We start from the raw sequence: 26,184 nt of genomic DNA on the forward strand, positions 1-26,184 counted from the left end.
TAATGTAAGAAATTATGGGCATTATTTTATTTACAAAAAGTGTGAAGTATGATAATATATTTTAAATGATATATTATCAATAAATCGGTAGTTATGTTGTGTTGTTTAGTAGAAATTGTAGTAAATTATTGATAAATATTAATTATAACTTTATTTTATTTGTAAAATTAAAAAGGAGATGGAAGTATGGTAGGAAAGAAGAAAATTGCTCTAATTTTATGCTCATTATTGGCAGTTACATCACTAGTTGCCTGTGGCAAAAAAGAACAAGCAAAAAAGAAAATTGGAATCACACAAATAGTTGCACATCCAGCATTGGATTCGGCTAGAAAGGGTTTTTTAGATGCTCTTAAAGAAAAAGGGTATGAAGACGGTAAAAATATAACCGTTGATTATCAGAATGCCCAAGGAGATATCTCAACTGCCAATACCATTGCACAAGGATTTGTAAGCGATAAAAAAGATTTAATCTTAGCTATTGCAACACCAACAGCGCAAGCAGCGTATAATTCGACTAAGGATATTCCAGTTGTTTTTACAGCAGTTACAGACCCTGTAGATGCTGGTTTAGTTAAAGATGTTAAAAAACCTGGTACAAACGTTACAGGAACATCAGATTATGTTTCAATTGGTGACCAGATTAAATATTTAAAGAAGATACTCCCAAATGCAAAAACAGTAGGAGTTATATATAACACTTCAGAAGCTAATTCAATGGTTCAAGTAAAAACCTTGAAGGAAGAAGCTGCAAAAGTTGGACTAACTGTTAAAGAAGCAGGGGTAACAAGTGTAAATGATATTGATCAAAGTTTGAACTCAATTTTAGGTTCTATAGATGTACTTTATACACCAACAGATAATACTATTGCTTCATCTTATGATTTAGTAGGAAAAAGATGTCTAGAAAAGAAGGTTCCTATATTTGGAGCAGAATCAGCAGTAGTAGAAAAAGGTGGACTAGTTACAGCTGGAATTGATTATTATGAATTAGGTAAACAAGCTGGTTATAAAGCCGCGGATATTTTAGGTGGTAAAAAACCACAAGATATAGAGGTTGGATACTTGACTGATTTAAAAGTTACAATAAATACTGATGCTGCTAAGAAATTAGGAATAACAATACCAGATGATATTTTAAAGGATGCTGAAAAGGTAACTGGAGGCGTTAATTAATGTCTTTAGCACTTAATGTATTAGAACAAGGATTTTTATTTTCCCTTGTATCAATTGGTGTTTATATAACATACAAAATATTGGATTTCCCTGATATGTCCGTTGATGGGTCATTCCCTTTAGGTGCTGCAGTTTGTGCAGCACTTTTATCAAGGGGAATGGATCCAATATTATCTGTATTTATAGCCTTAGCAGCAGGAGCAGTAGCAGGATTTTTCACGGGTATATTACACGTTAAATTGAAAATAGACAGTTTACTTTCAGGTATACTTATAATGATAAGTCTCTATTCTATGAATTTAAGAATTATGGGAAAATCAAATATTCCACTTTTTACTTTCAAGAATATTTTTAAGGAAAAAGAGCTTATGATTGGAGATTTAAATTTTGCCCCAATTATAATCATCTTGATTTTTGTAATTGTAGCAAAACTAGCAATTGACCTTTTTTTAAAAACTAAAAGAGGGTTTTTATTAATTGCAACTGGAGATAATGAGCAAGTCGTTACTTCATTAGGAATAAATTCAGACAATGTAAAAATATTGGCCCTTATGATTTCTAATGCCTTGGTAGCATTAGCAGGAGCATTAACGGCTCAATATCAAGGGTTCTCAGATGTTGGTATGGGTACGGGTACAGTAGTTATGGGGTTAGCATCTGTAATTATTGGTGTATCAGTTCTTAAAAAGGTGAGTTTTATTAAGATAACTACCTTAGCTATCTTTGGAGCTATCGTTTATAAATCTGTGGTTGCTATAGCACTACAGGTAGGATTATCACCAAATGATTTAAAGTTAGTTACAGCTTTAATTGTTATTATTGCATTAACTATTAACAATAAAGGCTTGATTTTTAAAAGGAAGAAATCAATGAAGGGTGGTGCCGTTCTGAATGTTAGCAGTCAAGAATCTATGTAAGATTTTTAATAAGAATACAGTAAATGAACACAGTGTATTCGAAAACTTTAACTTTGAAGTAAATGAGGGAGATTTTGTAGCTATAATAGGATCTAATGGCGCTGGTAAGAGTACTCTTTTGAACCTAGTTGGTGGAAGTTTAGATGGAGATTCGGGTTCTATTATAATTGATAATAAGGAAATGATTAATTTCCCTGAATATAAAAGGTCAAAGCTTATTGGAAGGGTTTATCAAAGTCCTTCAATGGGTGTATCACCTAACATGACAATTCTTGAAAATTTATCCATGGCAGATAATAAGGGTAGAAAGTTTGGATTAACTTTTGCTATTGATAAAAAAAGAGAAGCATATTTCAAAGAACTTCTTAAGAAAGTAAACTTAGGACTTGAGGATAAACTTCATACCAAGGTAGGGCTTTTGTCAGGAGGCCAAAGACAAGCGTTAACACTATTAATGGCTGTTATGTCAAATCCAAAGCTATTATTATTAGATGAGCATACTGCAGCATTAGACCCTAAAACCTCTGAAAAAATTATGGAGATAACAAGAGATATAGTTAAAGAAAAAGGAATTACTACATTAATGGTTACTCATAATTTAAGTCATGCTATTTCTTCAGGTAATAGACTTATCATGATGCACGAAGGTAATGTGGTTATAGATGTTGAAGGGGAAGAAAAAGCATCCTTAGATACAGATAAGTTAATTGGTTTATTTGAAAAAGTTCATCTTAAGGATGGCCTTAGTGATAGAACTTTATTTAGTTAATTAAATTGCAATTATAAAACCCCAAAAGGTTAATGCCTTTTGGGGTTTGCTTTATAATTAAAATTTATTTACAAGTATGGATAATAGAGGTAAAATAGTAAGTGTGAATATAATAAGTATACTTACTATTTTACGGAGGGTTATATGGAGATACAAAATATGTTAGGTTATTTACTTAATGCAAGTGCTAGATTTATTAAAAGAGAAATGGATGAAAATATAAAGAAGTACAACCTTACAACATCACAATGGGCTGTAATCAAGCTTCTTTATAATAAAAAAGAACTTACACAAGCACAGATTGCAGAAGAATTAAAGTCTGATAGAGCGACAGCTGGCAATGTAATTTTAAATTTAAATGAAAAGAAATATGTAGATAAGGTGATTGGAGAAAAAGACAGAAGAACCTATGTGATATGTTTAACTGATAAGGCTGTAAAGATAGTAGACGAAGTTGAATTAATTGCTGACGAAGTAATTAAAAAGGCATTAAAAGGCATGGATGATAACCAGATTAAAGCTCTATATGAGGGACTAAATAATATAATTAGCAATTTATACGAAGGGGAAGGTAATTATGAGTCTAAAGCAAGAAATATTTAGAGCATTACTTTTAACATTTGGAACAGCGCAAATTATTTTAAATTCTGGATATTTAATTAAAAAAAATGGAATAGAATTATCAAGAAGACAACACGGAGAAATACCTAATAATACTTCAAATGATAAAATGAGAGTTAAAGTTATCTGCATGCTTTTAGTGGGTATTATGTTTTTCATAGTTTCCTTAGGTTCATATATACTGCATAGTTTTTTATATACACCAATATTTATTGCATTAATTGTCTTTGTAATATATGGTGTTTTGGAGGCATTATATTATAAGTATTGGAAGACAACAGGCTTTGCAATAGTTACTATAGTATTACTATTTCTATATCTAATTTAGTTTAATTTAATTATAAAACCCCAAAAGGTTAATGCCTTTTGGGGTTTGTTTTATAATTAAAATTTAAATAATGAAGTTTAAGATAATTGAAAGTGCTCCACCAATAATCAAAGCGATCATGCTTACTCCAAAGCTAATTGTTGTTTTAATATTATAATTGTTTTTTTCTTTCCTTGTTACTTCAAGATTTACATTACTTGCATATTGAGAATTAACTTGTCCTAGAGATTGAAGAGATAAGCCCATTGAATTTCCACCTATTGAGGATAATACACCTATTATAATTAATAGAATTCCCTCCATAAAAAGAATATCTTTAAAGTTATACTTTGTAAATTTCATAATTAATAAGCCAATACCAATGGTAATAATAAACCATACTATACCAGCTAAAGCACACTTTAATAATTGCTTAGAATTGATAAATTTCATATTGAACACCCCAATTCATATAATTTAACTTATTATATAATATTGAAAACCATATTTCAATATTTAACAAGGAATATTTAGTTGTTTATGTTAAAAATTTGAATTAAAGCAGTAATTTATATATAATTTAAATAAGTGTTTTATAAATAAGGGGATGTATATTATGATCAAAATAAAACCACATCACTTCTTAGATATTATCAAGTTGTATGGTAAAGGAATTGAAAAATTTGTTCCGGATGAGATATATAAACATAGTTTTTACTCTGTAGCTAATGAAATAATTAAGAATCATCAGGCCATAGTTCAAATAACAGTAAACGAAGATGATATTTGTAGAACTTGCAAGTGCATAAATGAAAAAGGATTATGTACAGATAAAATAAACCATATTGAAGTTATAAATTCAAAGGATGAATGGAATAAAATATTAGACAAAAGGATTATTGAATATGCAGGCTTGCAAGAAGAAAGTGAATATTTAACTCATGATTTTTGTGAAATATTATATTTAATAAGAGAAAACATTAAAGATATATGGAGAGAGGAACCAGAAGATTTAAGGAATCAGAGATATAAAAACTTTTGTTTAGGTGCTAAAAAATATTTAGAAATATTATAACATTTATTTATAATGGGGGCGTATTTATGAGAGAACGTAAATGTGAAATTATTGCATATTTGAAATCAGATGTTAAATCAGTTTGGGATGTAGTTACTAACAATAGAGATTTTAAGTGGAGAAGTGATATTGAAGGAATAGAAATATTTAATGAAGGTAAGGAGTTCATTGAATACAATAAAAAAGGAACCTCAACTAAATTTAAAATAACAAAGAAGAGGGAATTTAAAGAGTATGAATTTAATATGGAAAACAAAATGTTTACAGGTTTTTGGACAGGCTATTTCTTTGAAGTTGAAAATGGTGGAACGAAGATAATTTTTAAGGAAAATATATTTATAAAAAATCCAATAATAGCATTATTGTCATATATATTTATGAATTTAAATAAGATTCAGGGCATATATGTATCCGATTTAAAAAAGAAATTAGGTGAATAGGAGGTTATATATGAAAATATCAATTGTTTATCATAGTAAAACAGGAAGAACAAAAAGAATAGCTGAAATAATAAGTGAAGGAATAAAGGAAAATAAAGATTTTCAAGTAAAGTTAATGAACTTAGATGAAATTGATTATGACTTTCTTAAGGAAAGTAAGGGAGTTGTTTTCGGAACACCTACTTATTATGCTAATATTTCTTGGCAAATGAAAAAATGGTTTGATGAATCTTGGAATTGTAATTTAGAAGGGAAAATAGGAGCAGTGTTTGCAACTGGAGACTACCTTGGAGGCGGGTCAGATGCGGCCTTGCTTACACTAATTAATCATATGATGGTTAAAGGTATGCTAGTATATTCAGGAGGTTCGGCTTTAGGACAACCTTATATACATATGGGGATTGTGGCTTTAAAGGATTTAGATGCTGATTTGATTAAAAAAACAAAGATATTTGGAAATAGAATAGCCTCAAAAGCTTTAGAATTATTTGGGGACGGGGATGAAATATTATGAAGCTTGAATTAATGAATAAGGAAGATTTTTATAAAATAGTGGAATGGAATAAAGATAAATCAGCTGACTTTTTACTACAATGGGCAGGTCCATCCTATGTTTATCCAATAACTATTGCACAGATAGAAGACCATTATTTTAACGAAGTGCAAAAGGAACACTCAAATACATTTATATATAAAATAATTGGGGACGAAGATGTAGTAATTGGAACCGTTGAGCTTAGAGAAAAAGATAAAGTAAATAAGATAGGAAGAGTATGTAGGTTTTTAATTGGAGAAGAAAAAGCTAGGGGAAAAGGATTTGGAGCAAAAGTATTAAATGAAGTTTTGAGAATTGGCTTTGAAGAAATCGGTTATGAAAAAATAACACTGGGTGTATTTGACTTTAACATTGGTGCAATAAAATGTTATGAAAAAGTAGGATTAAAAAAAGGAAAGCTAGTAGAAAAGTCTAGGAAAGCATCTAATGGATATTGGAATTCATACGATATGGGAATAACAAAGAAAGAGTGGGGAGAAAAATTAGATGCAAGAAGGTATAGATAAATCTAAGATACTGGAAATAGTAAGAAAACAATTATCAATAGATATGAATTGCAATACAGAAGATTTCGATAAAGGTGGAATAGTATTTAGTGAAGCAAAATTAAATAAAGGGAGAAGAATGTTTGATAGACAATCTCCTTTTCTTGAAATTGCAACAATGGGTAAAAGTACTGTTGTCACGGCAGACAGAGATATATTAGTAAAAATAAAACCGTTATTGGAAAATAAAACAAGAGAGGATATCTTCGTAGCTCCATTTATATTTGGGCATTCACTTTATTATATTCCAGATTGCAAAAGGCTAAAAAAATTACCGCTGCCTAATTGTTTTGAGTTTTGCTTAAAAGAAGGGAAGGAAATACATGAATTATATAACATTTTAGGTTTCGAAAATGCACTTCAATATGACATAAATCATCCACGTCCAGATGTAATTGCATTATATGCAATGTGTGGGAGTGAAATTGTAGCAATGGCTGGCGCATCAGCAGATAGTAACTTAATGTGGCAAATAGGCATTGATGTGTTACCAAGGTTTAGAAATAAAGGACTTGCAACAAGTTTAGTAAGCAATCTTGCAATAATGATTATGGAACGAGGGGTAGTACCTTATTATGGAGCAGCTTCATCAAATATTGCTTCACAATCCGTTGCATATAGGAGTGGATTTACACCGACATGGATGTGCACATATAAGAATACATTTGATGGGACAGCACCGTATGATAGAAATATTAAGTGAAGACAATATCAAATTCAGAATGGAAGATGAGAGGGTATGAGTAAAATTTATGTTATTGGAATTGTAGCCAGTGGCAAAACAACATTATCTAAAAAACTATCAAGAGAATTGAAAATTCCTCATTATGAAGTTGATTGTATAGTATGGCATGAAACAGATACAGAAAGGTATAAAAGAACACCTGATAAACAGGTAGAACTTATTAAAGAAATTGATAAAGCTGGAGAGTGGATTATAGAGGGAACTTATAGAAGTAGCTGTCACTGTCTACTTGATATGGCAGATTCTATAATATTTTTAGATCCTCCACTTTGGATAAGGAAATATCGTATTTTATTACGTTTTATAAAGCAACAATTAAAAATAGAAAAATGTCACTACAAGTCTGATTTGAATATGTTACGTAAAATGTATATGTGGACAAGAGACTTTGAAGATAAAAGATATGAATTTGAAAATATGCTTAATAACTATAAAGATAAGTTAGTGATTATTAATAATGCCAAGAAATTAGATATTAGTAAAATAATCTAAGAAAATTTTTAGGAATGAATTGGGGTAAAAAATGATAAAAGTTAATTTTTATGATTTAAATAGCATTGAAGATAGTAAGTTGAAATTTGCTGTAATAATGGCAAGATTTAAAGGAAATTGGATTTATGTAAAACATAAAGATAGATGCACTTTGGAGATACCAGGAGGACATAGAGAAGAAAATGAAGATATTATTAATACTGCTTCAAGAGAATTATATGAAGAAACTGGTGCGAAAAAGTTTGAGATAACACCTGTATGCATATATTCAGTAGAGCGAGATGAAGCAAGTGATTATACTGAATCCTTTGGGGAATTATTTTATGCTAAAATTGACGAAATTGATAAACTCCCTGAATTTGAGATAGAGGAAATTAAATTATTTAGTGATATACCAGAAGAATTAACGTATCCTTTAATCCAACCATTTCTACATAAAATGGTAATAGAATTTATTGAAAAAAATGATATGAAGAGTCATGATAACATGCTTAATTATTATAAAGAGGAATTAAAGTGGAACCCACCATTTGCTGATGTATTATCTAAATATTCTCCTAAGGGATTAGAAGGATATTTAATTATGCGTGAATCAGTGGAAGAGGGACATCTACCTAAAAAGACTAGAGAATTAATTTTTACAATATTAGATAGTTTAGATGATGAAGTAACGGGTGCTAAAGCTCATGCTGTTGCAGCAATTGAGGCAGGATTAACAATGGAAGAATTGGTAGATGCATTTATGATTGTTACTATGGTAAAGGGAATAAATGTCTTATGCAAAGCAGGAATAGAAGCAATTAATGCAGCTGAAAGTAGATATAAAGAAATGAGCACGGTAAAAGAAAGTAGTAAATAAGAAGGATAAAATTGGGGGCGACATTATGGGGGATTGGAATTCAAATCAGTATTTAATGTTTAAAAATGAAAGAACACAACCAGCAATTGATTTAGCTAATAGAATTATAATTGATAATCCAAAGAAAATTATTGATATAGGCTGTGGTCCAGGAAATAGTACTAAAGTTTTAAAAGAAAGATTTCCTGATTCATATATTTTAGGAATTGATAGTTCCACAAATATGATAGAGGCAGCAAAAAAAGATTATCCAGAAATAGATTTTAAAATATGTGATGCAAGTAAAGGTTTATCAAACCTTGGCGATGATTTTGATATTGTGTTTTCTAATGCATGCATACAATGGATTCCTAATCATAATGAACTTTTAAGAAGTCTTTTTGGGTTGCTTAAAAAAGGCGGTGTATTAGCAGTACAAACACCAATGAATTATAAAGAGCCAATTCATAACATAATTGAAGAGGTATCAGCAAATAAAAAGTGGAAAGACGAATTTGAAAATCATAGAATTTTCTACAATTTAATGCAAGGAGAATATTTTGATTTATTATCAGAAATCTCTTCTGAATTTTCACTTTGGGAAACTATATACTTTCACAACTTGAAATCTCATAAGGAGATAATAAAGTGGTATAGGGCAACTGGATTAAGACCATACTTAGACGAACTCTCAGGAGATAAGAAAGAAGCTTTTGAGAAGGATATTTATGATAGAGTAGTTGAGGAATATCCAAGTCAAAGGAATGGAAATGTCATTTTTAGATTTCCTAGGTTCTTTTTTATAGCAAGAAAATAGATTTAAACAAAAACTATTTAATAATAAAGGAGAGGTCTATTTGGTAGTACAAAAATGTGAAAAATGTTCCAAGGAATTTCCACGAAAAGATATTGTAAAATCAGTTTGGTCCTGGAGTGGTTATAAACCTATAGTATGTGAGGGTTGCAAAAGCGTTCACTATGTTAATATTGCAACAAGATTATTACTTAGCGTTTGTATATCAGCTCCAATATTTAGTATTCCTTTTATTTTTAAAAACAATAATTTTTTAAAAGTTCCATTTCAAGTATATCTAATTGTATATATTTTATGGATAGTTCTAATAACTTACTTAACTCCATTTTTTGCGAGATATCATGTTAAAGAGTAAAGGAATAAAAATATTATGATAAAGCTAGAAACAGAGAGGTTAATAATAAGAGACCATATAGAAGAGGATATTAATTCACTTCATAGCCTAATTTCTAATGATGAAGCAATGTATTATTTACCTGAAATTAGAACTAACACATTAGATAAATCCAAAGAAAATCTGTATGAAGCAATTAAGGAATCAAAAATGGAAAAAAGAACTAAGTTTTTCTTTGGGATAATAATTAAAGCTACTAATGAGTATATTGGAGAGATAGGATATACAGTAATTATAGATTCTGCAGAGGGGAAGGTAGTAAACTTAGGGTATTTTATATTGCCAAAGTTTTGGGGAAAAGGTTTTGTAACAGAAGCAGCTAGAGAAGTTATAAATTATGCCTTTAGTCAAGAAGATATAATTAAAATTGAAACTGGATGCGTAACAGAAAATGTAGGTTCTGAAAAAGTGATGAAAAAATTAGGGATGATTAAGGAAGGAGAATCTAAACAGCATGTTTTATTAAATTCTCAGCTTTTAGATAGAGTAGAATATAGATTGTTAAAGAAAGAATGGTTTAAATAATATAAGGGGGATACATAATGAATTTAGAAGAGTTAAGAAAAGATTGTAGCACTAAGCAGAAAAAGGGATTACATTTTATCATTGCATCTGTTGTTATTTGGGGTGCTGTATTGTTTGTCCATTTATCTAGCTTACCAATTTTAACGAAAAATTTATTAACCTTTTGTTGTACAGCACCACTTTTACCCTTAGCATTTTTTATTTCAAAGATTATTAAAGTAGACTTTCAAAATAAAGATAATCCACTAACCAATTTAGGTGTTTTATTTTCATTGAATCAAATATTATATTTACTTATTGCAATGTGGGTTTACCCAACAGTTCCTGAGAAAATGCTAATGGTAATCGCAATGATATTTGGCGCACATTTGCTTCCTTATAGCTGGTTATATAAATCAAAAAGTTATATGATTTTTTCTATAATAATCCCTATTCTTGCATTAATTATAGGTAATAATTTTCCACCATATATATTAGCAGCAATTATGATTATAGTGGAACTATTATTTAGCATTTCTTTAGTTGCCGAAAATAAAAGATTTGTTTTATAATTTACTTAACTAGATAAAGAAATGAGGAGTTTTGATGTATAAACCTTTAGCTGACAAGGTTAGACCTAGAAAAATTGATGAAGTCTTTGGACAAAAGCACATACTTGGTGAAGGTAAGGTTTTAAGTAGGATAATTAAAAGTAATAGAATTTCTAATATGATATTTTATGGACCACCTGGAGTAGGGAAAACTACTGTAGCAAATATCATAGCTGAAACTTCCAATAAAAGATTTTATAAGTTAAATGCTACAAATGCCTCATTAAAGGATATTCAAGAAATAGTAGCAGACTTAGATACTTTAATGGGTACGTCTGGGGTAGTATTATATCTAGATGAGATTCAAAACTTTAATAAGAAACAACAACAGTCTTTATTAGAGTTTATAGAGGATGGAAGAATAACATTAATTGCATCTACTACAGAGAATCCATTTCATTATATCTTCAAGGCGATATTAAGCAGAAGTACAATTTTTGAATTCAAGCCTCTAGATAAAGGTTATATTATTGAAGCATTAAAAAGAGCTAGAGTACTTGCCGAAGAAGATTACCATGGAGTTAAAATAGAAATTACAGATGAAGCTTATGAATTTTTAGGAGATTCTTCAAATGGAGATGTAAGAAAAGCTATTAATGGATTGGAAGTAGCTCTTTATTCAACCAATCCAGATAGTGAAGGAAGAATACTAATTGATAGGGAAGTAGCAGCTGACTCTGTTCAAAAGAAAATATTAAATTATGATATTAATGGAGATTCTCACTATGATATTTTAAGTGCATTTCAAAAATCTATTCGTGGAAGTGATCCTGATGCAGCAATTCATTATCTAGCTAGATTAGTTAAGGCTGGGGATTTAATCTCTATATGTAGAAGATTAATGGTTATTGCAGCAGAAGATATTGGGTTAGCTTATCCACAAGGTATCTCTATAGTTAAGGCTTGTGTAGATAGTGCTCAAATGCTTGGTTTTCCAGAAGCAAGAATTCCTTTAGCAGAAGCTACAATTTTACTTGCAACTGCACCAAAATCTAATTCAGCGGTTATGGCCATTGGAAGAGCACTAGAGGATTTAGATAATGTAGAAGTAGGGGATGTACCTATTCATTTAAAAGATGCTCATTATGCAGGAGCGTCATCCTTAGGAAGAGGAATAGAGTATAAGTATCCTCATAGCTACCCTAATCATTATATAGAGCAGCAATACTTACCTGACAGTTTGAAAGATGCAAAGTATTATGAAGCTGGTGAAAACAAATTTGAAGGAAGTATTAAAAGATATTGGGATGGTATAAAGAAAGAATAATTAGTTTAAGTCACTAAGGTATACATAAATACCCTAGTGACTTATTTTAGTATAAGATGTAATATTATTTGAAATCTTCACAATATCTTTAAATGTTATTGGTATAATAAATATTATTCCTAGAAATTTTGAGGTGGAAATTAAATGAATAATATTTTAATTATAGAGGATGAAGAAAAAGTATCAGAAGTGTTAAAAGCATATTTGGAGAAGGATGGCTATAGGGTTTATTGCGTGACTAGTGGGATTAAGGGACTTGAGTTATTTAAAACCATAGACTTTAAACTTATAATATTAGATTTAATGCTTCCTGATATAAGTGGAGAAGAAATATGTAAGAAAATAAGAGAAGAATCTCAAGTATATATATTTATGCTTACAGCTAAGGGAGAATTGAATCAAAAAATTGAGGGGTTAAATATAGGGGCAGATGAATATTTAGTTAAGCCTTTTAGCCCTAGAGAACTAACAGCAAGAGTAAATGCACTTTTTAGAAGGCTTTCTTCAGCAAACGAAGAATCCACAAGTTTATGTTTTGATGATGGCAATTTAAGCATTGATTATGAAAAAAGATCTGTAAAGATAAAAGGAGAAGAGGTATCTTTCACTCCTAATGAGTTCGATATATTATATTCATTAGCAATAAACAAAGGAAAAGTTTTAACAAGAGAACAATTAATTGATAAAATAGGTGGAGAAGATTTTGATGGTTATGATAGAACCATTGACGTTCACATAAAAAATATACGTAAGAAGATAGAAGAAGATACTAAAAAACCTAGGTATATCGTCACGGTGATGAAAGTAGGTTATAAATTTGGTGGTGAAAATTAGTGCAGAGTATAAGAAAAAGATTAAGTATTTTATTTGTTATTTGTTCAATAATAGCAATTTTACTTATTATAACTTTTGTAAATATTACTATAAATAAAAAATTTAATGACTATATGGTAGATACTCAAAATAAGAGGTACGAGAGAATTGTATCCTATTTTGAAGAGATATATAAAAGAGATGGTAAGTGGGATGAAAACTCTGGGATTGAATTAATGCATGAAGCCTATATGGGTAATTATTGCTTAACCTTACTTGATAATAATAAAAAGACCATATGGGGTATGAATGCAAATGATATAAAAAACAATATACATTTAAGTTCAATGCCAACGCAAAATAGCGGAGTATACACAACAAATAGATTTGAAATTAAAGTTCAGAATAAAGTTGTTGGTTATGTAGATATAGGACAATACTCATCCATATTATTATCAGAAGAGGATTTAAATTTTAAAGATTCCATAAACAAAAGTATGATTTCTAGTGGAATTCTAACATTAGTAATTATTATAGTAATTAGTCTTTATTTTTCAAAACAATTTTCTAACCCAATAAAACAAGTTGCAAATATGTCTGTTAGATTATCAAAGGGTAAATTTGATAAAGTTTCAGGTGTAAAGAGCAATATTGAGGAATTAGAGAATCTTAGAGAAAGTGTTAATATTCTAGCTGAAAAGTTAAAGAATCAAGACATGCTTAGAAGGAGATTAGTATCGGATATATCACATGAAATAAGAACTCCCCTTAATGTATTGCAAAATAATTTAGAAGCGATGATTGATGGGGTCTTTCCTGTATCTACCGAAAGACTTAATTATTTAAATGATGAAGTAGTGAGATTTGGAAGACTACTAAATAATTTAAATATTTTAAAGGAATTTGAGTCAGAAAGTATTAAGTGTAATTTTGAAAAGATAGATTTAGATGACATAGTAAAAAGTGTTTATGAAGATTTTTATATGGCTGCAGTAAATAAAAATATTACATTTAATTATTACATAAATAGAGATCAAAAATATATATTAACAGGTGATAAGGACAAACTTAAACAGGTATTTATAAATATAATATCAAATGCAATTAAGTTTACTAAGGAAGATGGACATATAGCTATTGATATGTATTCAGATAGCAAAAATATTGTAGTAGAAATTCAGGATAATGGCGTTGGAATTAAGAATGAGGATTTACCATTTATATTTGAAAGATTATATAGAGGCGATAAAAGTAGGCACGAAATTGAGGGAAGTGGCTTAGGACTTACCATTGTAAAAAATATACTTGATCTTCATATGGCGACTATAGAAGCTCAAAGTGAAGAGGGTAAAGGAACTAAATTTATCATATCATTTAACAAAGATTTATAAAAAAGTGTTGTAAAGAGCTAATAAAATATGCTTTTTACAACACCTTTTTTACTCTTTAGGAATTTATAATATATTAAGGTTGAGGATAACATTATAAATTTCCTAAAAAAATTATAGATTTTCCTAAAGAACTTTTGATTCGTTAAGTGCTAGAGAATCATTTGTTTCACTACTTGAACTGGTTTGTTGATTTTGCAATGCAGTTTGAAGTAAGCTTTCCATCAATTGCATAGAACTATCATTAGAGCCAGACATTCCTGAATCATCACTGCTATCCCCATAGCTATCATCACTAGAGTTAGAATTCTGCATTGATAACATCATTAACATAAGTTTCTGAGGATCAATTGCTAAATTATTAACACCACTAGTTGAGCTGTTTGCTTGACTAGTGCTAGTGTTTTCTAGCGAAGTACCAGTAGTATTATTTTGTTTTGCTTGGTTGTTGTATGTATTCTCTAATAGCATTTCCTCAAGTAAATTTTGAAATGATGAATTGGAATTACTGACGCTTGAATCAGAATTGCCTAAATCCATAAGTCCTTGTAATTGGTTTAATTGTGACACTTGATTTACTTGCATTGGTTACCTCCTTTGTTAATTATTTGCGTAATAAAAACTACAAAAGTATTTTATATAGCAATATAATTTTAAGTGAAAAATGTGACAGTATTGTGTCACCATAATTCTTGATTTTATGATATAGTTTGTATATTGACTTATATAATGAAAGGACTTGAATAGATTTGAAAAATAAAAGAAATTATACAGATTGGAAATTTGTAGGATGCGTAGCAGCTATATGTTGTATATTGTGGGGAAGTGCTTATCCAGGAGTAAAAAATGGATACATACTTTTTAATATAGCTACAAATGACATTGCCTCAAAATATGTTTTTGCAGGATATAGGTTTACCATTTCGGGTGTGATTTTACTTATATTCTCAGGAATGTTTGGGAAAAAAGTGTTCAAGCTCTCAAAAGAGCATATTAAGGGTTTGATTATACTTTCAATACTTCAAACTATGTTACAGTACATATTTTTCTATGTGGGAGTTGCAAATACTACTGGAGTTAAAAGTGCAATACTTAATGCAACTGGTACGTTTTTTAGTGTCATATTAGCTCACTATATTTATAAAGATGATAAATTAAGCAAAGGAAAGGTAATAGGTTGCCTAGTGGGCTTTATAGGAGTGATGATTGTTAACTTTAGTTCGAATTTAATAGATTTTTCTTTTAAATTTATGGGAGAAGGATTTATTGTTATATCAGCATTTGTATCTTCGGTAGCAGCTATTTATGCTAAAAAGCTCACTAAAGAGATGGATGTGATAATAGTAACTGGCTATAGTCTTTTTATTGGAGGACTTATGCTAATATTATTAGGAGCTACTTTTGGAGGAAGAGTTTATCACTTTACATTACCATCTTCATCATTATTACTTTATCTAGCTTTATTATCCTCAATAGCATTTTCTTTATGGAACTTATTATTAAAATATAACAAGGTGGGTAAGGTATCTATCTACAATTTTTTAACTCCAGTTTTTGGAGCATTATTTTCATCAATATTTTTAGGCGAAAATATATTTGAGGTTAAGAATGTAATTGCACTTTTTTTAGTATGTTTAGGTATATGGAGTGTAAATAGAACATAAAAGCAAGCAGAAACTAGACTAGTTTCTGCTTGCTTAATTTTTAGAAATATTTATTTCTTATTTGATCAGTATCCGCTGCCTTTAAATCATCAGTAACTTCAATTACACCTAAGATAATATTATCTTTTACAATTGCAAAAGGTCCAACTTCTTTAGAAATAAACTCAATTTCATTTTTTCCTTTTTTGCCAGTAAAGGAGCTAACTTTATCTCCAGTTTGTGCATTTAAAATTTCATATTCACCATCAGCATTATTAAAAGCACTTAAGTCAAAGGAGATTTTTGTTTTTGAGGTATTACCTGTCACAATAATTAGTGGTTCAAGACTCTTTTCTTTACCAGTAAATGTAGCAGTTTGATAATCTCCAACTACAGTGGCTTTTTTTACTATGTTTTCAGTTGGAACATTTGTAATTTCAGTACCATTAAAGTCAAATTGTTTTCTAGGGCCAGATGAACCATCAGCTACAGGACCTGCGCAACAGCTAGGACCAGTACTTGCAGGAGGAATAGAAGGATCTGATTTTGAAGTATCAACTGTATCTAATTTATCAACAACTTTTATAACACCTCGTATCATCCCCATCCAACAGCTAAAGTTTATATCTTTATCTCCAGGGGTAAACTCTATTACATTTTCTCCACTTTTTAATTTCTTCTCAACATTTAGAGCCTGAGCTACAACTTGGTTATTACATGAGTTGATTTGCTTTCCATCAATGACCCATTTAACAGGGATATCTTTTTGAACATAAAAGGCATTTGGAGTATAACCATTATTGTCAGCAGTCATTTTTATAACTTGAACTCCATCCTGTAAAGTAGCTTTAGCTACGTTTGAATTAGTACTACCAGAACTAGCTAAAAGAGTATTTGAGTCTTTGTTAAGTGCAGTTAGTGGATTAAGATTAATACCTGCTAAAGTGAAACCTCTATTTCCCATAATAAGACCAAGTACTATAATTAAGACTCCACTAAGCTTAAGTATCTTTTTAGTATATCCCTTGCTTAAAAGTCCTGACAAAGCTCCAAAAGTGAGCATAAGAGGTACAGTTCCTAAAGAAAAAACAAACATTGATAGGGCACCTTTAAAGGCACTTCCAGTACCTAGTGCAAATAGCTGCATGGTTTGAAGTGGACCACAAGGCATAAGTCCGTTTAAAAGTCCAACTATAAATGGAGAACCAGATTTATTTTTAACTTTACAAGCTACACTAGGTAATTTGATATTAAATCTTCTAAAAATACTGAAGCCAGCCATATTAAAACCCATCATTATCATAAAGACACCAGCTACTATTTGCATTATTGCTTTAGTAGTAATGGAAAGAGAAAAAACTGAGCCAAGAGCTCCTATTATTCCTCCTAGGATAGTATAGGAAACAACTCTTCCTCCATTATATAAAAGTGCGGGAATAGTGGCTTGAAGCTTACTTTTATTTTCCTTGAGTAAGCTTTGTGATAGCATTATACCTCCGCACATACCAACGCAGTGAATAGAAGTAAGAATACCAACCACGAAAAGTACTGCATATGAAGCATTAGCAAGCTTAGCTTCCATATCAAAACCACTAGTTCTAAAGCCAAGTAATATTATGGCTGCTACTATAATAAGTATCCCTATAAATTTATAATCATTTGAACTTTCTGTACTATACCCTGCCTTTTTAATTGCAGCTTTTATTTTACTCAGATTGCACAGTTCATCATCATAGTTAATCTCAGCAAACTGTTTACTATAATTTGCTTTTACATAGGTAACCCCATCTAATTTCATAACAGCTTTCTCAACTCTATTCTCACAAGATGAACAGGTCATTTCATATACCTCAATTTTCTCACGTCTAATACTCATAAAATCCTCCTAATTACTAAGCTCTACAGAACTATCTTTATAAAACTTATATAATACTGTAATAAGTATATAAAAAAGTTGTGTAGTAAATATGAAGATATCTATCTATAATCTTAAAATTTCCCCGTTGTGAAGGATAAAACTTTACTACTTAAGAGGTTTGACCCTGGGAAGCTTTATCCAGAAGAATGGCTTGAAATTTTAAGATTATAGAGAAATCTTTAAAATTCCTCATTGTGATGTGAAGAATGAAGTGAAATTTTTAGATTATAGAGGAAGATAATTATTCTTTAATTGAAGCTACATAATTTCTCATTTCCTCAAGGTTCATTTCTCCAACCCTTTTTTGAACTATAACCCCATCTTTATTTACAAAAAAGGAGGTTGGAATGGAGGAAATGTCATATTTAACAGCTACATCTTGATTAGAATCTAGTAATACTTGAAATTTATAATTATTTTTATCCATAAAAGATTTTACAGTTTCTTTATCTTCACCTAAATTTACAGCTAAAATAACTAAATCTGAATTTTTATTTTCTTCATAAAGTCTTTCAATATCAGGCATTTCAGCTTTACAAGGAGGGCACCAAGTTGCCCAAAAGTTAATAAGTACATTCTTTCCTTTAAAATCACTTAAGGATACTTCTTTGCCACTCATATCTTTTAATTTAAAATCCAAGGCTTTATCTTTAGAAAGTATTTTAGAAGTATTACTATTTTGTACAGAAGATGAGTTATTAGGAGACTCTATATTAGTGTTTTTATTTTTATTGTAATTCGTAACAGTATATATGCTAATACTAAAAATTAAGATAATAGCTAAATAGAAAAAAACTTTTTTCATGACATACTCCTTTGGACGACTTAATTTGAAAATATATATTAAATTATTACCAAGTTACAGGGTTTTAAGTTTAACTAATAACTTATATATAAAGAATAAATTAAATTTCCTATAAAAACCCTATAATAAATATAGTATTTAGAGATTAATAAAGCTTGAATATTTGTTAAGTATATTAAACTTATTTGTAAACATCAAAACCCCAATTACTATGAGTAGTACGCCACTTATAAACGTAATAATGGGCATTAATTTTAATATTTTATTTTTGTATTTAATAAATTTATCTAACGCCATAGATGTAAGTAAGAATGGAATAGCTAATCCACTTGAATAAGATATTAAAAGTAAAATACCCTTAGAGAGTGTGCTTTCACTGCCAGAATATATTAGTATAGATGATAAAATTGGGCCAATACATGGTGTCCATCCAAAAGCAAAGGACATTCCCATAATAATAGAACCAAACTTTTTACTTATATTGTCTATATTTAAATAGCGTTTTTCGGAATAAAGAATTTTAATTTTAATTATTCCTATAGTATGAAGCCCAAAAGTTATTATTATTAGACCACCTATTTTCCTAAAGATATTACTATTTTGAATTAAAATATTGCCAATTGAAGTGGCAGAAGCACCCATAATAATAAATATAAGCGAAAAACCTAAAACGAATCCTAAAGCATTATAAAACGAAGATACTTTAGAGCTTATATAATTGGATTCTTTAATAGTGGAGCTTGTTAAGTAGCTTATATACGCTGGAACAAGTGGGAGAACACAAGGAGATAAAAAAGATAATAATCCAGCTGAAAAGGCTAAGATAAAAGTAATGTTATTCAAGTTTTAAATACCTCCATAAATATCAGAATAGCTGTACCTTTAAGTATACAATAGGAATGTGTAGAAAATATGAATAGAAAATAAGATTATATATCATTTTACAAATATTTGAAGTTGCATGGACATATGTTATATAATAGATTAAGTAGACGATGATAAAATATTTCACACTATGAAATTATAAAAATCAAATCTCTTTAAAGGAGTTTTTGTTATGCAATCAATATTTCATATATTAATGTTTATTGGTTATATTATAGGCGGGTGTATAATCGTGTTGCCACTTGTTATATGGCATGCTCATACACATTCGTATATTTGCAAACACTGTGGATATAAATTTTCCATTTCTACATTTAAAGATTTAATAAGCCCTCATAGATTATTAAAATGCCCAAAATGTAATAAATGGGCATGGCAAAAGGAAATAAAAAATTAAAAGTATAAATTGTATAAATAGAAAATAAGCTTGGGTGGAAGTCCCAAGCTTATTTTTTAAACGTAAATATTCATAAGGGTAAAACTAAAATAACTAATCATTAAAGGGGAATGATTAATTGTCTTACAGATTTATAATACTCAAAAGATATAAAGAATATGTGAAGAAAGTGCGTGTTCACAATTATTTAAAATTTACTCGCTAGGAAAAACAAGCGTAAAAGTAGTTCTGTTTCCTGCCTTACTTTCTACAGAAACTTTCCCTCCATGAGCTTCAACTAATGCTTTTGTGATTGTAAGTCCTATTCCAGAACCACCAGTATTTTTAGCTCTTGAAATATCACTTCTATAAAACCGTTCAAATATATGGGGCAGATCTTTTTCGGATATTCCTATACCATTATCTATAATTTGAATAATAATATTATCATTAACTTTATCAAGAGTAACCCTAACTAGGCCGTCCTTTTTTAGGTATCTAAAGGAGTTTGAAAGCAAGTTGGTCATGATTTGTGTAAACTTATCACTATCTACATATGCAAAAATATCTGGTGACATGGTACTAACTAATGCGTAGTTTTCTTTATTATACATTGGAGTAAAAGAATCAATTATTTTTTCAAGTTCTTTTGATAAATTAACTCTGTTTATATTTAATTTAAGATTTTCTTGCTCATATTTTGATAAGTTACGGAGGTTATCAACTAATTTAGTTAGTCGTTCTATTTCATTATAGAAAGCATTAAATCTTTCTGGAGTTGGTTCCCATATTCCATCAATAAATGCTTCAATATGAGTCTTTAGAGTGGTAAGGGGAGTTCTAAGTTCGTGTGAAATATCAGATGTAAGTCTTTTTCTGAGCATCTCTTGATGACTTAAGGTTTCAGCTAAATAATTTATTGAATTGGAAAGGTCATTTATTTCTTTAGTATTAGTGTTGTTTTGAGAACGTATATCCAAATTACCTTCTCTCATGTTATTAGCAATATCAGTTATATTTTTTATAGGTTTAGAAATTCCTTTAGAAATTATCACACTTATTATTAGGGCAAAGATTAATGCAATAAAGCCAGATAATAAAAATGAATGATTTAAAGCACTTATAAAGTCCACAGAACCAGAAGTAATAAATGAAGTTCCGAAGTAACCTATTGTTATACTTCCAACATTTTTGCTATTTACAGTTAAGGGATATTTATTTTCTGTATAATCATTTAAATTCATCCCAGAGAAATTATTCATCATAGAGCCCATCATATTCTTCATTCTGCCATTGCCTTTTAAGTAGTTACTTCCTGAAGAGTATAAAATATTATCATTCAAGTCTTTTACTTCAATAAACATCGTTTGAAGCTCAGCATATCGTTGAAGTTCACCTTTGTTTTTAATAGTATTTTGATCTGTATATAAGCCTTCTATCATTTTTATCGCTTCATTTTCTTTAGTTTTATGCTCATCAATTAGATACTCTTGAAATTTTCTACTAACAAAATAATTAGATATAAAGCTTGTTAATACAATTGAACCTAAAATTGCTATTACTATAGCAATAGAAAGCTTTTTCATTAAGGATATTTTCATTATTTCACCTCACTAGAATTTGGGGAGAATTTATATCCCATTCCGTAAACAGTAATTATGTATCTTGGATCTTTTTGATTTAATTCTATTTTTTGACGAATGTTTTTGATATAAGTATCTATTGTTCTATCATACCCTTCATAATCTACACCAAAAGCTTTTTGAACTAATTGTTCTCTTGAAAATATTTGATTAGGATGGGAGAGTAAAGTTAGTAAAACTTTAAATTCATTAGTAGTTAATGTTATAGGCAACCCTTGCTTTCTAACTAACAATTTTTTTATATCAACTTCTAAATCCCCATTGGCAAAGTTTAAAACATCAGCCATAGGTAGGTCGTCTCTATAGGATCTTCTAAGTAGAGCTCTTACCCTAACAACTAACTCACGTACACTAAAGGGTTTGGTAATATAATCGTCTGCACCAATAGATATTCCTTCAATTTTCTCGTCCTCATCTACCTTTGCAGTAAGCATGATTATGGGAACATTAGAAGTTGCTCTTATTTTATTACATACTTCTTCACCAGTGATTTTGGGAAGCATTAAGTCTAAAATAATAAGATGAAAGATTTCACTATTAAATAAATTAAGAGCTTCTTCACCATCAATTGCAGTAAATACTTCAAAATTTTCTTTTTGCAAATAAGCTTTTACTACGTCTAGAATATTCTGTTCATCATCTACAACTAATATTTTAAAATTATCAACCAAAAGTATCACCTCAAATTTTTATTATAATTTATTATAAAAATTAAATATGAAGGAAATGTGGAGAAAAAATGTAACTTATAAATTCTTCATAAGTTCTTTATATAAAAAAGTTAAAATGTAATTGCTTAATGTAGAGAATAAATTGGGAGGGATAAAAATATGAAACATAATCATAACCATAGTCCATTAAAACACATGCTCCATATGGTTCTATGTTGTGGACTACCTATAATCATTATAGGATTATTACCAATAATATCAAGGATTAGTCCGGATGCTTCTTTGCTAATTTCAAGGATAGTTCCATTTATATGTCCAATAATGATGATATCAATGATGTTCATGATGATGGGTGGAAATAAAAAGAAAGATTGCTGTTCTAGCAAGGAAAATGGAAATAACAATGAAATAGTAGAGTTAAAAGAGAAAATTGAAGTAGAATAGTATAAAGTATATCCCCTTATGATTTATTGTAGTCATAAGGGGATTATCTATATAATCTATTATTTTCTTTTTTTAGCTTTTGGCTTTATTACTTGTTTATTAGCATTTGCTTTCTTTTTAGCTTGTAATTTTAGTGTTACTATTTGACTAGCTAACATTACTACAAAAAATAATATACCTGTTAAAGCTATCTCTAGATTAGAGTAAGTAGCTTTTAAGGTAAACTTCATAAAACCTATAAAAATCAAAGTTCCTATTAGGCAAGTTATTATGGATCTTTTGTATGAAATTTCATTTTTCATTATTGTGTCTCCTTTAATAAATATATAAAATTATAATTACAATTTATTATATAAGTAAAATATATATATTCCAAGAAAATATTATAAAAAGGTGAATTTATGAAAATAAAAGAAATAAGGGCTAAAAGTTTATTAACTAAAGTAGGAAGTCCTGAAAATTGGTTCGGGAATGTTTATAATATGAATATTTATAGAGGGTGTCAACATGGATGTATCTATTGTGATTCTAGAAGTCAATGTTATCATGTTGAAAATTTTGATGATGAGGTTATTATAAAATCTAACGTTCTAGAATTATTAAAGAAAGAACTCTCATCAAAGAAGTTAGTTGGAACTATAGGAACTGGAGCAATGAGTGATCCTTATATCCCTCTTGAAAAGAAATATAACTTAACTGGAGAAGCTTTAAAGATAATTGAATATTATAAATTTCCTGTGACAGTTATTACAAAGAGCCCTTTGATATTAAAGGATATAGATGCCTTGAAAGGAATAAATAAAAATACTCAAGCTACAGTAGGAATTACAATTACAACTGTAGATGAAAAGCTTGCAAGAATTATTGAACCTAAGGCACCATCACCATTAGAACGGTTAGATGCTTTAAAGAAATTATCCATGGAAGGAATTTATACAGGTGTATTAATGATGCCTATTTTACCATATATTAATGATTCAGAGGATAATGTAAGAGATATAATAGAGGCCTCAAATAGAGCTGGAGCAAAGTTTATTATACCTATGTTTGGTGTAACCTTAAGAGATGCTCAAAGAGTATATTTCTATAATAAATTAGATGGTAATTTTAAAGATTTGAAACAGAGATATATTAAAGCGTATGGAGAGAATTATGTGTGTATGAGTAAAAGTGCAAAGGAATTATGGAACTTAACTAAAAGATTATGTGGTGAATATGATATGGTTTCGCATATGAGGGATTTGAAAGTGTATAAACCAGATGAATATGTTCAAACTTCATTATTTTAGATTCTTAATCTATGAAGCAGAACATATGGTAGCGTAAGGACTTAAGTGGAATTTATCAGAAAATTCTGATATAATAATTATATACAATATCAAAATTCTTGCATAAGGGAGGAATCATTATGAAATTAGATTTTTATGGCGCAGCAGGTTGTGTTACAGGTTCATCTCATTTACTTAAGGTTAAAGATAAAAGAATTTTACTTGATTGTGGAATGTATCAAGGCAAGGATGAGAAGGAAAAGGATAATAATACTTTTAACTTCATTCCAAAAGATATAGATTATTTAATTCTATCTCACGCTCATATAGACCATAGCGGAAGGATACCGCTATTATATAAGCAAGGCTTTAAAGGAAGAATAATAGCAACTGAAGCTACAAGAGATTTATGTGAAGTTATGCTTGAGGACAGTGGACATATTCAGGAAATGGAGACTGAATGGGTAAATAGAAAAAGAATGAGAAAAGGACAAGCATCCTTAGAACCTTTATATACAGCTAAAATGGCCAAGCTTTCTATGTATTTATTTGAAGGATATCCTTATGACAAATGGATTGAGTTGTTTGATGGGTTTAAATTCAGATTTAGAGATGCTGGACATTTATTGGGTTCTGCAATTATAGAAATGTTAATTGATGAAGATGGGAAAGAGACTAAATTAGTATATTCCGGGGATTTAGGAAATAAAGATATGCCAATTCTTAAGGATCCAACTATTATTGAAAATGCTGATTATGTGATTATTGAAAGTACATATGGGAATAAGCTTCATGGAGTATTTAAGAATGACTTAAAACAATTAGTAAATATTATTGATGAGACCTTCAAAAGAGGAGGAAATGTAATAATACCTTCCTTTGCTGTTGGAAGAACGCAAGAAGTATTATATGCATTAAATAGTTATGTAGAAAATAAAGAACTTAGAAATGTAAAAGTATATGTAGATAGTCCGCTTGCCATTGAAGCTACAGAAATATTTGATTATCATTCAAAAGATTTTGATGATGATACACAGGTGTTATTAGAAAAAGGAGATAATCCTTTTGAATTTGAGGGATTGATTTTTTCAAAGTCAACTGAAGAATCCTTAGAAGTTAATAAAATTAAAAAAGGTGCTGTTATAATATCTGCTAGTGGTATGTGTGAAGCTGGTAGAATTAAACATCATTTGAAGCATAACCTATGGAGAAATGAATCCTCAGTGGTATTTGTGGGATATCAAGCAGAAGGGACATTAGGAAGAGCCATAGTAGATGGTGCAGAAAAGGTTAAAATTTTTGGGGAAGAGATAGCTGTAAATGCTAAAATTTATAACTTAGAAGGGCTTTCAGGACATGCTGATAGAAATGGACTTATGAACTGGTTAGAAAGCTTTAAGGAGAAACCAAAAGCAATACTTTTAGTTCATGGAGAAAAAGAATCTCAAGAAAGCTTTAATAAATTATTAAGAGATAAAGGATTTAATTCATTTATTATGAAGCATGGAGAGACATTTAAACCTGGACAAGAGAAGGAAGAAAGTTTAGTTAAATATAAAATAATAAATTTATTAGATTCAATAGAGGATTTAGATTCAATTGAAATAGATTTATTACTAGAAAAAATTAAAGAAAAATTGAATAGTTAGGTTAAAAGAGGCGAAAGATGTTTGTGAAAATATCTCTCGCCTCTTGGTTTTAGAGGATTATTTTAACTCACTTATTTATTGTTGACAATAAAGGTCTGCTTTGCTATTATAAATAAAGTAAAGTTTATCGATTTAGTCGGCTTTAAGGAGTGATCAATTTGAAATTATCTACTAAAGGTAGATATGGAGTTAAGGCAATGGTGGATTTAGCAATTAATTATGGCTCTCAGCCAGTGTCAATTAAGGCTATATCTCAAAGACAAAATATTTCAGAATATTATTTAGAACAGTTATTTTCACCGCTAAGAAAGGCTAAACTAATTAAAAGTATTAGAGGGGCTCAAGGTGGGTATGTACTAAATAGAGATCCGAAAGACATTAAGGTATTAGATATTATGGATGTCTTAGAAGGACCTGTAGAAATAGCTGAATGTATCGAAGGTGCAACTTGTGACAATTTAGATTGTTGTGCCACTAGATTGTTATGGAAGAAAATAAAAGAATCACTAGATGAAGTAATGGAATCAGTAACACTACAAGATATAGTAAATGATTATAAAAGTATGAATACTAAAAATTCTCAAATAAAGATAAAAGAATAGGAGAGAGAGCA

32 protein-coding genes are annotated in these 26,184 nt (G+C 29.5%); 24 read left to right on the forward strand and 8 right to left on the reverse strand.

Annotated elements, in window-relative coordinates:
• The first annotated feature begins 186 nt into the window (after positions 1–186).
• The 5 genes from L1S47_RS00590 (at position 187) to L1S47_RS00610 (ending at position 3,808) form a co-directional block, all read left to right on the forward strand.
• Positions 187–1,173 (forward strand): ABC transporter substrate-binding protein, encoded by a 987-nt coding sequence (locus L1S47_RS00590; protein ID WP_238881437.1) that lies wholly within the window; start codon positions 187–189, stop codon positions 1,171–1,173.
• Positions 1,173–2,090, forward strand: coding sequence for an ABC transporter permease (locus L1S47_RS00595; protein WP_238881439.1), 918 nt, complete (start codon positions 1,173–1,175; stop codon positions 2,088–2,090). Before L1S47_RS00590 ends, L1S47_RS00595 begins: the two co-directional genes overlap by 1 nt.
• Complete coding sequence (locus tag L1S47_RS00600) at positions 2,065–2,859, forward strand: ABC transporter ATP-binding protein (protein WP_238881462.1); 795 nt, start codon at positions 2,065–2,067, stop codon at positions 2,857–2,859. The genes L1S47_RS00595 and L1S47_RS00600 overlap by 26 nt, the downstream gene beginning before the upstream one ends.
• 144 nt (positions 2,860–3,003) lie before the next feature.
• Positions 3,004–3,462 (forward strand): MarR family transcriptional regulator, encoded by a 459-nt coding sequence (locus L1S47_RS00605; protein WP_238881464.1) that lies wholly within the window; start codon positions 3,004–3,006, stop codon positions 3,460–3,462.
• Complete coding sequence (locus L1S47_RS00610) at positions 3,437–3,808, forward strand: hypothetical protein (RefSeq protein ID WP_238881467.1); 372 nt, start codon at positions 3,437–3,439, stop codon at positions 3,806–3,808. The genes L1S47_RS00605 and L1S47_RS00610 overlap by 26 nt, the downstream gene beginning before the upstream one ends.
• A gap of 63 nt (positions 3,809–3,871) precedes the next feature.
• On the opposite strand, the gene L1S47_RS00615 is transcribed toward L1S47_RS00610, so the two are convergent.
• Positions 3,872–4,240, reverse strand: a complete 369-nt coding sequence (locus L1S47_RS00615; RefSeq protein ID WP_238881470.1) for a hypothetical protein — start codon at positions 4,238–4,240, stop codon at positions 3,872–3,874.
• A gap of 163 nt (positions 4,241–4,403) precedes the next feature.
• Here L1S47_RS00615 and L1S47_RS00620 point away from each other — a divergent pair, with 163 nt between their 5' ends.
• The 14 genes from L1S47_RS00620 to L1S47_RS00690 all read left to right on the forward strand — a co-directional run bounded on the left by L1S47_RS00620 (position 4,404) and on the right by L1S47_RS00690 (position 14,272).
• A complete protein-coding gene (locus tag L1S47_RS00620; RefSeq protein WP_238881480.1) occupies positions 4,404–4,862 on the forward strand; it encodes a hypothetical protein in 459 nt (152 codons plus the stop codon).
• 26 nt (positions 4,863–4,888) lie between these two features.
• A complete protein-coding gene (locus L1S47_RS00625; protein ID WP_202767404.1) occupies positions 4,889–5,302 on the forward strand; it encodes a hypothetical protein in 414 nt (137 codons plus the stop codon).
• A 10-nt stretch (positions 5,303–5,312) separates the two neighbouring features.
• Positions 5,313–5,816, forward strand: a complete 504-nt coding sequence (locus L1S47_RS00630) for a flavodoxin family protein (RefSeq protein ID WP_238881482.1) — start codon at positions 5,313–5,315, stop codon at positions 5,814–5,816.
• Positions 5,813–6,364: a GNAT family N-acetyltransferase gene (locus L1S47_RS00635; protein ID WP_238881485.1), complete on the forward strand. Its 552-nt coding sequence runs from the start codon at positions 5,813–5,815 to the stop codon at positions 6,362–6,364. Before L1S47_RS00630 ends, L1S47_RS00635 begins: the two co-directional genes overlap by 4 nt.
• Positions 6,345–7,106, forward strand: coding sequence for a GNAT family N-acetyltransferase (locus L1S47_RS00640; RefSeq protein ID WP_238881488.1), 762 nt, complete (start codon positions 6,345–6,347; stop codon positions 7,104–7,106). Before L1S47_RS00635 ends, L1S47_RS00640 begins: the two co-directional genes overlap by 20 nt.
• 36 nt (positions 7,107–7,142) lie before the next feature.
• A complete protein-coding gene (locus tag L1S47_RS00645; protein WP_238881491.1) occupies positions 7,143–7,640 on the forward strand; it encodes a hypothetical protein in 498 nt (165 codons plus the stop codon).
• Positions 7,641–7,671: 31 nt separating this feature from the next.
• On the forward strand, positions 7,672–8,499 hold the full coding sequence (locus L1S47_RS20690; protein ID WP_306796781.1) for an NUDIX domain-containing protein: 828 nt from the start codon (positions 7,672–7,674) through the stop codon (positions 8,497–8,499).
• 25 nt (positions 8,500–8,524) lie between these two features.
• Positions 8,525–9,295 (forward strand): methyltransferase domain-containing protein, encoded by a 771-nt coding sequence (locus L1S47_RS00660; protein WP_238881494.1) that lies wholly within the window; start codon positions 8,525–8,527, stop codon positions 9,293–9,295.
• Positions 9,296–9,335: 40 nt separating this feature from the next.
• Positions 9,336–9,647 (forward strand): TIGR04104 family putative zinc finger protein, encoded by a 312-nt coding sequence (locus L1S47_RS00665; protein ID WP_238881497.1) that lies wholly within the window; start codon positions 9,336–9,338, stop codon positions 9,645–9,647.
• Between the two features lie 15 nt (positions 9,648–9,662).
• A complete protein-coding gene (locus L1S47_RS00670; RefSeq protein WP_238881500.1) occupies positions 9,663–10,211 on the forward strand; it encodes a GNAT family N-acetyltransferase in 549 nt (182 codons plus the stop codon).
• Positions 10,212–10,228: 17 nt separating this feature from the next.
• Positions 10,229–10,762, forward strand: a complete 534-nt coding sequence (locus L1S47_RS00675; RefSeq protein WP_238881502.1) for a hypothetical protein — start codon at positions 10,229–10,231, stop codon at positions 10,760–10,762.
• Positions 10,763–10,796: 34 nt separating this feature from the next.
• Complete coding sequence (locus L1S47_RS00680) at positions 10,797–12,068, forward strand: replication-associated recombination protein A (RefSeq protein ID WP_238881505.1); 1,272 nt, start codon at positions 10,797–10,799, stop codon at positions 12,066–12,068.
• A gap of 144 nt (positions 12,069–12,212) precedes the next feature.
• The gene (locus L1S47_RS00685) at positions 12,213–12,902 is read left to right on the forward strand and encodes a response regulator transcription factor (RefSeq protein WP_238881506.1); all 690 of its coding nucleotides are present in this window, start codon (positions 12,213–12,215) and stop codon (positions 12,900–12,902) included.
• A complete protein-coding gene (locus L1S47_RS00690; protein ID WP_238881508.1) occupies positions 12,902–14,272 on the forward strand; it encodes an ATP-binding protein in 1,371 nt (456 codons plus the stop codon). Before L1S47_RS00685 ends, L1S47_RS00690 begins: the two co-directional genes overlap by 1 nt.
• A gap of 123 nt (positions 14,273–14,395) precedes the next feature.
• Here the strand turns inward: L1S47_RS00690 and L1S47_RS00695 are convergent, their stop codons facing one another.
• Positions 14,396–14,854 (reverse strand): hypothetical protein, encoded by a 459-nt coding sequence (locus L1S47_RS00695; RefSeq protein ID WP_238881511.1) that lies wholly within the window; start codon positions 14,852–14,854, stop codon positions 14,396–14,398.
• Positions 14,855–15,018: 164 nt separating this feature from the next.
• Between L1S47_RS00695 and L1S47_RS00700 the strand changes: the two genes are divergently transcribed.
• Positions 15,019–15,933, forward strand: coding sequence for a DMT family transporter (locus tag L1S47_RS00700; RefSeq protein ID WP_238881512.1), 915 nt, complete (start codon positions 15,019–15,021; stop codon positions 15,931–15,933).
• A gap of 40 nt (positions 15,934–15,973) precedes the next feature.
• On the opposite strand, the gene L1S47_RS00705 is transcribed toward L1S47_RS00700, so the two are convergent.
• The 5 genes from L1S47_RS00705 to L1S47_RS00725 form a co-directional block, all read right to left on the reverse strand.
• Positions 15,974–17,788: a sulfite exporter TauE/SafE family protein gene (locus L1S47_RS00705; protein ID WP_238881519.1), complete on the reverse strand. Its 1,815-nt coding sequence runs from the start codon at positions 17,786–17,788 to the stop codon at positions 15,974–15,976.
• Between the two features lie 283 nt (positions 17,789–18,071).
• The gene (locus L1S47_RS00710; RefSeq protein WP_238881521.1) at positions 18,072–18,635 is read right to left on the reverse strand and encodes a TlpA disulfide reductase family protein; all 564 of its coding nucleotides are present in this window, start codon (positions 18,633–18,635) and stop codon (positions 18,072–18,074) included.
• Between the two features lie 138 nt (positions 18,636–18,773).
• Positions 18,774–19,478 (reverse strand): cytochrome c biogenesis CcdA family protein, encoded by a 705-nt coding sequence (locus L1S47_RS00715; RefSeq protein ID WP_238881532.1) that lies wholly within the window; start codon positions 19,476–19,478, stop codon positions 18,774–18,776.
• A gap of 633 nt (positions 19,479–20,111) precedes the next feature.
• Positions 20,112–21,497, reverse strand: coding sequence for an ATP-binding protein (locus L1S47_RS00720; protein WP_238881535.1), 1,386 nt, complete (start codon positions 21,495–21,497; stop codon positions 20,112–20,114).
• Complete coding sequence (locus L1S47_RS00725; RefSeq protein ID WP_238881536.1) at positions 21,497–22,210, reverse strand: response regulator transcription factor; 714 nt, start codon at positions 22,208–22,210, stop codon at positions 21,497–21,499. Before L1S47_RS00725 ends, L1S47_RS00720 begins: the two co-directional genes overlap by 1 nt.
• Positions 22,211–22,369: 159 nt before the next feature.
• Between L1S47_RS00725 and L1S47_RS00730 the strand changes: the two genes are divergently transcribed.
• Positions 22,370–22,654 carry a hypothetical protein gene (locus L1S47_RS00730; protein ID WP_238881539.1) on the forward strand — a complete coding sequence of 95 codons (285 nt, stop codon included), beginning with the start codon at positions 22,370–22,372 and terminating at the stop codon, positions 22,652–22,654.
• Between the two features lie 59 nt (positions 22,655–22,713).
• On the opposite strand, the gene L1S47_RS00735 is transcribed toward L1S47_RS00730, so the two are convergent.
• Entirely contained in the window at positions 22,714–22,956 is a 243-nt protein-coding gene (locus tag L1S47_RS00735; RefSeq protein ID WP_238881541.1) for a hypothetical protein, read from the reverse strand.
• Between the two features lie 99 nt (positions 22,957–23,055).
• On the opposite strand from L1S47_RS00735, the gene L1S47_RS00740 reads away from it, so the two are divergent.
• From L1S47_RS00740 to L1S47_RS00750, 3 genes are all read left to right on the forward strand, one after another.
• Entirely contained in the window at positions 23,056–23,943 is an 888-nt protein-coding gene (locus tag L1S47_RS00740; RefSeq protein ID WP_275297752.1) for a radical SAM protein, read from the forward strand.
• 119 nt (positions 23,944–24,062) lie between these two features.
• Positions 24,063–25,571, forward strand: a complete 1,509-nt coding sequence (locus tag L1S47_RS00745; RefSeq protein ID WP_238881544.1) for an MBL fold metallo-hydrolase RNA specificity domain-containing protein — start codon at positions 24,063–24,065, stop codon at positions 25,569–25,571.
• Positions 25,572–25,729: 158 nt separating this feature from the next.
• On the forward strand, positions 25,730–26,173 hold the full coding sequence (locus L1S47_RS00750; RefSeq protein WP_202767382.1) for an Rrf2 family transcriptional regulator: 444 nt from the start codon (positions 25,730–25,732) through the stop codon (positions 26,171–26,173).
• Positions 26,174–26,184 lie beyond the last annotated feature (11 nt).

The sequence above is a fragment of the Clostridium sp. YIM B02551 genome, assembly GCF_022324735.1.
Taxonomy (GTDB): domain Bacteria; phylum Bacillota; class Clostridia; order Clostridiales; family Clostridiaceae; genus Clostridium_T; species Clostridium_T paridis.